This window comes from bacterium (genome assembly GCA_022616075.1).
GTDB lineage: Bacteria > Acidobacteriota > HRBIN11 > JAKEFK01 > JAKEFK01 > JAKEFK01.
Map to the genome: position 1 here is coordinate 1 of JAKEFK010000134.1, position 10,425 is coordinate 10,425.

At 49.2% G+C, this 10,425-nt stretch carries 8 protein-coding genes; 3 read left to right on the forward strand and 5 right to left on the reverse strand.

What is annotated here, in order from left to right:
* A partial coding sequence (locus tag L0156_10795; GenBank protein ID MCI0603485.1) for a serine/threonine-protein kinase occupies nt 1-2,289 on the forward strand: 2,289 nt, incomplete at its 5' end.
* A 4-nt stretch (nt 2,290-2,293) separates the two neighbouring features.
* Nucleotides 2,294-4,228: a 1,4-alpha-glucan branching protein GlgB gene (glgB, locus tag L0156_10800; GenBank protein ID MCI0603486.1), complete on the forward strand. Its 1,935-nt coding sequence runs from the start codon at nt 2,294-2,296 to the stop codon at nt 4,226-4,228.
* Nucleotides 4,229-4,278: 50 nt separating this feature from the next.
* Here the strand turns inward: glgB and L0156_10805 are convergent, their stop codons facing one another.
* The 5 genes from L0156_10805 to sufB form a co-directional block, all read right to left on the reverse strand.
* Nucleotides 4,279-4,731 carry an SUF system NifU family Fe-S cluster assembly protein gene (locus L0156_10805; GenBank protein ID MCI0603487.1) on the reverse strand — a complete coding sequence of 151 codons (453 nt, stop codon included), beginning with the start codon at nt 4,729-4,731 and terminating at the stop codon, nt 4,279-4,281.
* Entirely contained in the window at nt 4,728-6,005 is a 1,278-nt protein-coding gene (locus L0156_10810; protein ID MCI0603488.1) for a cysteine desulfurase, read from the reverse strand. The genes L0156_10805 and L0156_10810 overlap by 4 nt, the downstream gene beginning before the upstream one ends.
* The gene (gene sufD, locus L0156_10815; GenBank protein ID MCI0603489.1) at nt 6,002-7,240 is read right to left on the reverse strand and encodes a Fe-S cluster assembly protein SufD; all 1,239 of its coding nucleotides are present in this window, start codon (nt 7,238-7,240) and stop codon (nt 6,002-6,004) included. Before sufD ends, L0156_10810 begins: the two co-directional genes overlap by 4 nt.
* A complete protein-coding gene (gene sufC, locus L0156_10820) occupies nt 7,237-7,992 on the reverse strand; it encodes a Fe-S cluster assembly ATPase SufC (GenBank protein MCI0603490.1) in 756 nt (251 codons plus the stop codon). Before sufC ends, sufD begins: the two co-directional genes overlap by 4 nt.
* A 76-nt stretch (nt 7,993-8,068) precedes the next feature.
* The gene (sufB, locus tag L0156_10825) at nt 8,069-9,517 is read right to left on the reverse strand and encodes a Fe-S cluster assembly protein SufB (GenBank protein MCI0603491.1); all 1,449 of its coding nucleotides are present in this window, start codon (nt 9,515-9,517) and stop codon (nt 8,069-8,071) included.
* A 123-nt stretch (nt 9,518-9,640) separates the two neighbouring features.
* Between sufB and L0156_10830 the strand changes: the two genes are divergently transcribed.
* The gene (locus tag L0156_10830) at nt 9,641-10,267 is read left to right on the forward strand and encodes an HTH domain-containing protein (GenBank protein MCI0603492.1); all 627 of its coding nucleotides are present in this window, start codon (nt 9,641-9,643) and stop codon (nt 10,265-10,267) included.
* The last annotated feature ends 158 nt before the right edge of the window (nt 10,268-10,425 follow it).

Consider the following 10,425-nt stretch of genomic DNA (forward strand, 5'->3'; position numbering starts at 1 on the left):
GCTGGAATTGTCCATCGGGATCTGAAAAGCGGCAATATCATCCTTGTTCCAAGCGGCAACGGGTTCCGTGCAGTCGTTACGGATTTCGGTCTTGCAGTCGCGGATTCCGCGAAAGATTCTGAACCGGTGACGGTGACAGGGCAGGTGCTGGGCACCCCGCAATTCATGGCTCCGGAACAATTGACACGGGGAATCGTTAGTTCCCGGACCGATATTTACGCGTTAGGGCTGGTGACTTATCAACTGATCACAGGCAAGCTTCCCTATGAGGGAGAGCCATCGTTGACAATTGCAGCAATGAGGATAAGCGAAGATTCTCCCTCACCCAAAAAATATGTTCCTGATCTTCCACGCAATTGGGAAAGGGCAATTCTCCGGTGCCTTGATAGAGATCCGGGAAAACGATTCCGCACAGTCACGGAGTTTTTAAATGCTCTGGAAGCGGATTCACTGAACAACATACTGCCGGATTTTGTCTTGCGGAATCCAATTCGATCTCTTCTCGCAACCGCATTGTTGATCGTCATCTTTGCCGTAGTCTGGTTTGCGCGTTCTACATTTTCATCGAAAGGTCGATCGGATGCAGTTGTGGTAAAAAGACTCTGGAAAGGAAGCACCGGACTTCCTCCGGGAATTGTCTCAACCGATGGAAGAATACTAATCGATGTTGATTGGCAGACCGCGGATGTTCTTGCGATTGACTTGCAATCAGGAAAAAAACGACGCGTTACGCAATCGAATATCTGGTTTCTTCCGCACGAATTCACACCACATCCGGGTATGACTTGTTTGTCCCCGGACGGAAAAAAAGTGGCATACTCGGTTCAACATGTTTGGGACCCTGGCTGTGATTTGCGCGTCAGTGACATCGACGGTTCCTCTTTGCGGAACCTCTACTCCAGCAAAACGGCCTGCGCAAATCCCGTGGATTGGTCCAGGGACATGCAGAAACTTCTTGTCCGTTTGATAGGCACGAATGAAAATCACATTGCGCTTGCTTCCATTAACAAAACGGATCTGCGGATTCTGAAATCCCTCGAATCAGGTAACGTTCGAAAAATGAATTTCTCGCCCGATGGTGAACAGATTCTGTATGATTTTCCGCAGCAGAAGGGCTCCACCAATCACGATCTATTTCTCTTATCGATAAAAGATGGAACGGATAGGCGCCTGATTCAGCATAAAGCTCATGACTACGTGCTCGGTTGGGCTCCGGATGGAAGAAGTGTCCTCTTCGCCAGCGACCGGTCCGGGACGTACGATGCCTGGTCCTTGCCATTACAGAACTCGAAAGAGAACACTTCTCCAAGCATCGTTCGAAAAGACATTGGACAGGTTTATCCCTTAAAGATCACAAAGGATGGTTCGCTTTTTTACGCCCACCTCATGAGCTCCTTCGATGTGTTTACAGGGTCACTGAGTGCGAGAGCTGGGCAACCTGTAAAGATTTCTTCCGGTTTCCCGGGGTCCAATGGAGGTCCTGAATTCGCTCCCGACGGTAAATATTTAATTTTTCAAACCGCAAAAAATCCTTTCGAAAAACGTTGGAATTTTGCGCCACCGGCACAACTAGCGCTTCTTTCCCTGGATTCGAACGAAGAAAAACGATTCTCTCATGGTTTGCAAATGGTGGGACTGTTTACCAGGTGGTCAAATGGTGACTGGATCCTGATCTATGGAAAGGATGAACAAACCGGAGCCGGCCTTTATCGCGTAAACACAATAACTGGAGAAACGTTGAAGGTGGTTGATGATCCTCCTAATAATTGGGTTCGCGCTTATGATTGGGCAGGCGACAGTTCCGCGATTTTTTATATGCTCAACAAAGGTGGCGATATCTGGCACAAGACTCTGGAACGCGGGGCAACAAAGAAGATTGGATCAGGCGCCGCAACTTTTGCCGTTTCGCGCGATGGACATTGGATAGCAACCATGAGCTACAACGTAATGAAAGGAACCGGCTGGCTGAACATTCTTCGCTCGGATGGAACCGGGAGTCATCGCATTCTGGATCTGAATCTTCCCGACTATGTCTCAGCCCTTACGTGGACTCCTGACGGTCAAAGTTTGATCTTTGCGCAAGGGAGACGCGATTTCATCGATCAACCACACTCTCTTTGGAGGGTTTCAGCGCGAGGCGGGAAGCCCGAAAGACTTGGAATGGAAACAGAGTACGTTCATGACATCCGGATGCATCCGGATGGAAAAAGAATCACTATCGGAACGATCACCGATACAAGTGAGATCTGGGTGATGGAAAATTTTCTAAGTGACGATAAGTTACAATAGCGGCATGACGAATTTCCTGACCAAGAAGGACGTGCGTCTTTATCACGAAGGAAAACACTATCATATCTACGACAAATTGGGAGCGCATTTCACGCGATCCGGAGGTCAGAACGGCGTACACTTTGCGGTCTGGGCGCCCAATGCCGCGTACATGGCCGTGATGGGTGAATGGAACGATTGGAGTAAAAAGGAGCACCCCATGGATCGCTTTGCCGATAGCGGCATCTGGACCTGTTTCATTCCCGGTATTCAGCAAGGGCAAGCCTATAAGTATTTTGTGCACTCTCAGTACAAAGATTTTGAGATTGACAAAGCAGATCCTTTCGCATTCGCAACCGAGCTGGTACCCCAAACAGCTTCGCGCGTATGGGACATTTCCGGATATGAATGGAAAGATGAGGATTGGATCGCGAACCGCGCACAAAAGAATGCCGGTGATGCTCCTATGAATATCTACGAAATGCATCTTGGTTCCTGGGTACGTGATCCTGAAAAGCCTGAAAGCTTTTATTCTTACCGTGAATTGGCTCCCCGACTTTGCGAATACCTGAACAAGCTCCACTATACGCACATAGAGTTCCTACCAGTGATGGAACATCCTTTCTACGGATCCTGGGGTTATCAAACAATCGCGTACTATGCCCCCTCAAGCCGTTACGGAACTCCGCAAGATTTCATGTATCTGATCGATGAGCTCCATCAAGCCGGAATTGGCGTGTTGTTAGATTGGGTTCCGTCCCATTTTCCACAGGACGGTCATGGTCTGGTTTATTTTGATGGAACCTGGTTGTACGAACATGCTGATCCGCGCAAAGGTCTTCAAATGGATTGGGGAACATACATTTTTAACTACGGCCGTCCGGAAGTCAGCAATTTCCTGCTTTCAAACGCTCTCTTCTGGATCGAAAAATATCATGTAGACGGCCTTCGTTTGGATGCGGTCGCATCCATGTTGTACCTGGATTACAGCCGCAAACCGGGCGAGTGGGTTCCCAATAAACATGGTGGACGCGAAAATCTGGAATCCATCGATTTCTTACGCCATGTGAACCATGTTGTGCATGAACAACACCCGGGTGTGTTGATGATCGCAGAAGAATCAACGTCCTGGCCGATGGTATCGCGGCCCGTTCACCTGGGTGGACTCGGTTTCGATATGAAATGGAACATGGGTTGGATGCACGACACACTCGATTACATGGAAAAGGATCCCATCCATCGAAGCTATCATCACGGCAAAATGACTTTCGGAATCTGGTACGCGTGGAGTGAAAATTTCATTCTCCCCTTTTCTCATGACGAAGTCGTTCATCTAAAAAAATCGATGCTGAGCAAAATGCCCGGGGATCTGTGGCGACAGTTCGCGAATTTGCGTCTTTTGTATGGCTTCATGACAGGCCATCCCGGCAAAAAACTCCTGTTTATGGGTGGCGAGTTCGGCCAATGGAGGGAATGGAACCATGACCGGGCACTGGATTGGGAATTGTTAAACTACACGGAGCATCAACAACTGCATTCCTGGGTGCAGGACTTGAATCGCTTCTACAGAAACACACCCGCGCTGTATGAGCTAGATTTCGAACCGCGCGGTTTTCAATGGATCGATTGCAATGATAATGTGCGGAGCGTGTTAAGTTTCCTGCGGTTCGGAAAGAACGATCAGGAAGCAGTCGCTTTCATTTGCAATTTCACGCCGGTCCCAAGACACAATTATCGTATCGGCGTTCCCTGGGAAGGCATCTGGGAAGAAGCGCTGAACAGCGACTCCGAGTTTTATGGCGGCAGCGGAATTGGCAATTTCGGAAGCGTCAAAGCGGATGAGATGGAATCACACGGCCGCAAGTTTTCAGTGAACTTGCAACTCCCTCCGCTCTCCGTCGTGATCTTGAAAAGTTCCTTTAACGCAGAGACGCTGGGACGCAGAGAAAACTCAAAATAAAATAATTTCAATTTTTTTTCTCTGCGTCTCCGCGTCTCTGCGTTAGATTCTCATTCTGTGGTGACGGGTTCTTTCTGGCCTTGCAGGGCGGAGTTCAGCGTGTGCCACGCGAGGGTGGCGCATTTGACGCGCACCGGAAATTCACGCACACCGGAGAACGCAGCCAGCTTTCCCAGCCCTTCGACATCAATCACCGTATCCGGAGGGGCGGTCAACATCTGATGAACTCTTTTGAATAGCGCTTCTATCTCCGCTTTACTTTTTCCCTTAACGCTTTCAGTCATCAGTGAAGCCGAAGCTTTAGAGATGGCGCAGCCTGAACCTTCAAAGCTGATATCTTTGATCTGGTCTCCTTCCAGTTGCACATATACGATAAGCCGGTCTCCGCAAAGTGGATTAAAGCCTTCCGACTTTGCGGAAGCCGTTTCCATCCTGTGAAAATTTCGCGGCTTTTTATTGTGATCGAGAATAACCTGCTGATAGAGTTCGTACAGCTCTGTCACAGCGCAAGAACCTCTTTCACCTTCCGCAGTCCAGCTGTCAATCGATCAATCTCATGCTCGGTGTTGTAAAAGCTGAAGGAAGCACGCGCGGTGGCCGGCAATCCGAATCTTTTCATTGCGGGTTGCGCGCAGTGATGCCCAACACGGACAGCAATGCCTTCGCGATCCAGAATCGTACCGATATCATGAGGATGCACGCCTTCCATCACAAATGACAATATCGCTGACTTCTCTTTTGCGGTGCCGATCAGTCTCAAACCCGGAATGGAGCGCACTTTTTCCGTGGCTTTATGAAGCAGCTCATGTTCGTATGCTGCAATGTTGCCCAATCCAAGATGAGTGATGTAATCAATGGCCGCTCCCAGAGCAACCGAACCTGCAATGTGCGGCGTTCCGGCCTCAAATTTGTGGGGCAGATCTGCATAAGTGGTTCGATCAAAGCTGACCTCACGGATCATCTCTCCGCCTCCCTGATACGGCGGCATTCTATCCAGCAGAGCCTGTTTTCCATAAAGAATTCCGATACCGGTGGGACCGTAAATTTTATGACCGGAGAAAGCATAAAAATCGCAATCCAGGTCCTGAACATCCACCTTCATGTGGGGCATAGATTGCGCGCCATCCACCAGCGTGACCGCTCCGAAATCATGAGCCATTCGAATGATTTGTTTGATGGGATTCACAGTGCCCAGCGCATTTGATACATGTCCAACGGCTACGATCTTTGTTTTTTCGCTGAGAAGGTTTTCGTATTCTTCCAGAATGAGCTCACCGCTGTCAGTGACTGGGATCACTCGAATTCTCGCGCCCGTCTGTTCAGCAACCAGCTGCCAGGGAACAATGTTCGAGTGGTGTTCAATGGCCGAAATGATGATTTCGTCACCAGCTTTCAAGAAAGTCCTTCCGTAGCTCTGCGCCACCAGGTTGATCGCTTCGGTGGTTCCACGCACGAAAATAATTTCAAACGACTCCTGAGCATTCAAAAAGCGTTGGACCTTTGATCGCGCATACTCATAAGTGCGTGTTGCGCGCTCGCTCAAAAAATGAATCCCGCGATGCACGTTGGCGTTGCTGCACACATAATAAGTTTGAATGACATTGATCACAGACAAGGGTTTTTGCGTTGTGGCTGCGTTGTCGAGATACACGAGTGGTTTGTCATAAATCTTTTGATGAAGCGCCGGGAAATCGATTCTGATCTTTTCAACATCAAATTCTTCGGGCGTAATCGGTTCTATGAAAGGCGCACCTTCGAGAACATGCTCCAAGTTCATATTGTTTCTCCTGTAAACTTCGCAAGGCGGGAAGTCACAAGCTCATCCAGCGCTTCGCGAATCGTTGCTTCCGGAAGGCGTCCAGTTACATCCTGCAAAAAGCTTTTCATTAATAAAGTGCGCGCCATTCGTTCGGCCAGTCCACGAGTGCGCAAGTAAAAGAGCGCATCTTCATCCAGATGGCCTATGGTGGCGCCATGACGGCACTTGACGTCATCAGCCAGAATTTCCAGCTGGGGAGTTGTATTCACCCTTGCTCCCGGAGAAAGAAGCATGTTTTTGTTCGTCTGCTCCGCATCGGTTTTTTGCGCATCTTTTCGAACAACGATTTTTCCATTAAATACAGCGCGCGATTTGCCGCTCAAAATGCCCTTGTACAGTTCGCGGCTAGTGCCATGGGGCTTTGCGTGATCGATCGTCGTGTGATGATCCGCATGCTGATTGTCACCGATCAGATAAAGGCCGTTCAAAGTGCAATCACCGCCGACACCGTTGAGCGTGACTTTCAAATTCTCGCGGGAAAGCTCGGAACCTATCGTCATAACCAGCGACGTATAAGAGCTGTTTCGCTCCTGAAGCACATGGGAGGAAGCGATGTGCAGGCTGCGGAAGCTGTCCTGTTGCAACTTTACGTGTTGAAGGACTGCGGATTCTCCCAGCAGAATTTCCGAAACCGCGTTGGTGAAATAGCGAGCACCGTTCAAGGTCATATGCATTTCCAGAAGAGTCAGTTGACTCTCTTTACCAACTGTAACCAGAATGCGTGGAAAAGTGACCGAATCCGGAGTTCCGCTATTCACAAAAGTTATTTGCACCGGTTTTTCGGGGATGAAACCATCCGGAATTTGAATAAACGCTGCATCCTGGAACGATGCCGTGTTCCATGCAACAAAAGCATTTTTATCGAACGGGATCAGTTTACCGAAATGATCCTCCCATCCGGATGCTCCATTTATTGTTCCAACGATGAAATCTGCAGGAACGTGAGAAAGGTCCTCGGAGTAATGGCCGTCGACAAAAACTATTTGCCAGCCTTCAGGGACCAGGGGTCTGGCAGATAGCTCACGCGGACGGGACGTCCGGGCTACTTTGTTAAAGGGTTTTTTGAAAAAGGGAGCGACGTTTGTGAATCGCCAATCTTCATCGTGAGTCGTGGGAAACGGAAGCGTCCGGTGCGCATCGGCAGCTTGCTCCCGCAAGTGATGAATAACTTCCGGCCAAACTTCTGTCTTCAAGCTGCACCTACCTCTTCCTTGATCCAGTCGTAGCCTTTCGCTTCCAGTTCGTGCGCCAACTCTTTATCGCCCGACTTCACAATCCGTCCATTAAAAAGAACGTGCACAAAATCAGGTGTGATGTAGTTCAACAAACGTTGATAATGAGTCACAATCAACATTGCGTTATCCGGCCGGCGAAGTTTGTTCACCGCAGCGGCCACGCTCTTGAGCGCATCAATATCCAGGCCTGAATCCGTCTCGTCCAGAATCGCGAGTTTGGGATCAAGCACAGCGAGTTGAAGGATCTCATTTCGCTTTTTTTCTCCGCCGGAGAATCCTTCATTCAGACGCCTGTTCATCAAATTGGGATCCATTTCGACCAGCTTGATCTTCTCATCCAGAAATTGGGAAAACTCCATCGCATCCATCTCCTCCAATCCCCGGTGCTGGCGGATCTCATTGACCGCCGCTTTCAAAAAATGGAAATTCATCACACCAGGAATCTCAACAGGATACTGAAACGCTAAAAATACACCCTCCCGCGCGCGCACTTCCGGAATCATTTCCAGAAGGTTCTTCCCTTCGTAAAGAACTTCCCCTTCGAGTACTTCATACGAAGGATGTCCCGCAAGCACTTGAGCCAGCGTGCTTTTTCCGGAACCGTTAGGTCCCATAATGGCGTGCACTTCTCCGGCACGAACCGATAGATTGATTCCGGACAAAATCTTCTTGCCCTCCACCGCCACATGCAAATTTCTGATTTCTAACATTGATTGTTTTCTCCAGCAAAGTAGCGCGGACGTCTCGTCTGCGGATTTCGCAGGCGGGACGCCCGCGCTACTTTGTTTATCCTACACTACCCTCTAAACTGACGTTCAGCAGTTTTTGCGCTTCCACAGCAAACTCCATCGGAAGCTTTTTGAATACTTCTTTGCAGAAGCCACTGACGATCAAATTGACTGCGCTCTCAGCGGAAATGCCTCTTTGCTTGCAATAGAACAACTGATCTTCGCTGATTTTGGAAGTGGAAGCTTCATGCTCCATTACACCTGTGTTGTTGCGCACATCTATATAAGGAAAGGTATGCGCGCCACATTTATCTCCCAGCAGCAAAGAATCACATTGAGAATAATTCCGCGCGTTGTTGGCCTGCGGTTGAATTTGGACAAGCCCCCGATAAGTATTGTTGCCATGCCCTGCTGAGATTCCTTTTGAAATAATGGTGCTTCGCGTGTTTTTTCCGATATGGATCATTTTAGTTCCCGTATCGGCCTGCTGATAATTGTTGGTCAGGGCCACCGAATAGAATTCACCGATCGAGTCATCTCCTTGAAGTATGCAGCTGGGATATTTCCAGGTAATCGCCGATCCTGTTTCCACCTGAGTCCAGGAAATTTTCGATCTACGTCCGGAACACTTGCCCCGTTTTGTCACGAAGTTGTAAATTCCACCTTTTCCTTTTTTATCTCCCGGATACCAGTTCTGAATCGTGGAATACTTAATCTCCGCATCATCGAGCGTAATGAGCTCGACAACCGCGGCGTGGAGTTGGTTTTCATCGCGCATCGGTGCGGTACATCCTTCCAGATAACTCACGTAGCTTCCTTCTTCCGCCACGATCAGTGTTCTTTCGAACTGACCGGTTTCGGCTGCATTAATCCGGAAATAGGTGGAAAGCTCCATCGGACAACGCACACCCTTCGGAACGTAGCAAAAGGATCCATCACTGAATACGGCAGCGTTGAGAGAGGCAAAGAAATTGTCGGTGTAAGGAACCACCGAACCAAGATATTTCTTTACCAGATCGGGATGATTTTCAACAGCCTCTGAAAACGAACAAAAAATGATTCCCATTTCCGCCAGTTTTTCTTTAAAAGTCGTCGCTACAGAAACAGAATCAAAGACCGCATCCACTGCTACACCCGCGAGTATCTCGCGCTCCTTGAGCGGGACTCCCAGTTTTTCATACATGGCGAGAAGCTCCGGATCGACTTCCGCAAGACTTGCCGGCTTCTTCTTGGGGGACGAATAATAGCGAATGGCCTGATAATCGATCGGATCGTAATGGATATTGGCCCATTTCGGCTCGGCTTCTGCGGCTTCGAGTCTCGCCCAGTAACGATACGCCTGCAGTCGCCATTCCAGCATGAAGGGAGGCTCATTTTTCTTAGCAGAGATAAAGCGGATCACGTCCTCATTCAATCCGGGAGGCATCGATTCGGATTCGATGTCCGTGACAAACCCGTACTGATATTCCCGGTCGGTCAGCTCCTGGATCTCTTTTGCTTTTGCCATATCAAGTTCAGCTTAGTGCTTCTCCTATTTATTGTCAAGTAATAATAGATTTTATATACATATTAGTCTAATAATTCTACTTTCGACTGGACAAATAGAAGCAAAGGGACCATAATAAATCTCATGAAAGAGATCAGTGAAGCTTCGCGCCAAATTCTCTACTTGCTGAAGAAAAGCGAAGCGGGCATGACGATTGATGCGCTTTGCAAGAGTCTCAACGTCACTCCGATGGCTGTGCACCGTCCGCTTGCCGCGCTGGTGGATCAGGATCTCGTAGCCTCAGAGCTGCTCCGGCAAGCCAAACGGGGAAGGCCCTTGCGTGTATTCAAGCTGACGGATAACGCCGAAGAATATTTCCCCAAGAATTATGGCCGTCTCCTGATGGAATTCCTGGAAGACCTTGGGGCGCGAGAAGGCTCTGCGCGCATTCGCAAGTTCTTTGAAACGCGCTTCCGGCGATCCGCAAACAGCAACCGTGAAAAGATGAAAGGAAAGGACCTCGGAGGACGGGTGCATGCCCTGTGCCAGATTCTGAACCAGAATGACTATATGGTGGAAAGCGAGCAGCTCGGTCATAACAAATTCGTGATCCGGCTCCTCAATTGTCCGATTTCAAAAGTGGCGCGCGAATATCCCCAGGCCTGCTCGTGTGAAAAACAATATCTTTCCGACCTTCTTCAGGCAAAGGTCGAGCGGGACCACCACATCCTAAAGGGGCAAACCTACTGCTCGTATATCATTCGGAAATAAACCGCCAAGCCGCCAAGCCACCAAGATAATCAGGAAGTTGTTTTTTATTTCTTGGCGACTTAGTGTCCCTTCCCATAAATATGATGACATATGGCGCGAGCGCCGGGCAGGCAGATGCGAGGCGCCGCGACGCAGTCGATGCCCCAGTGCATCGTCGA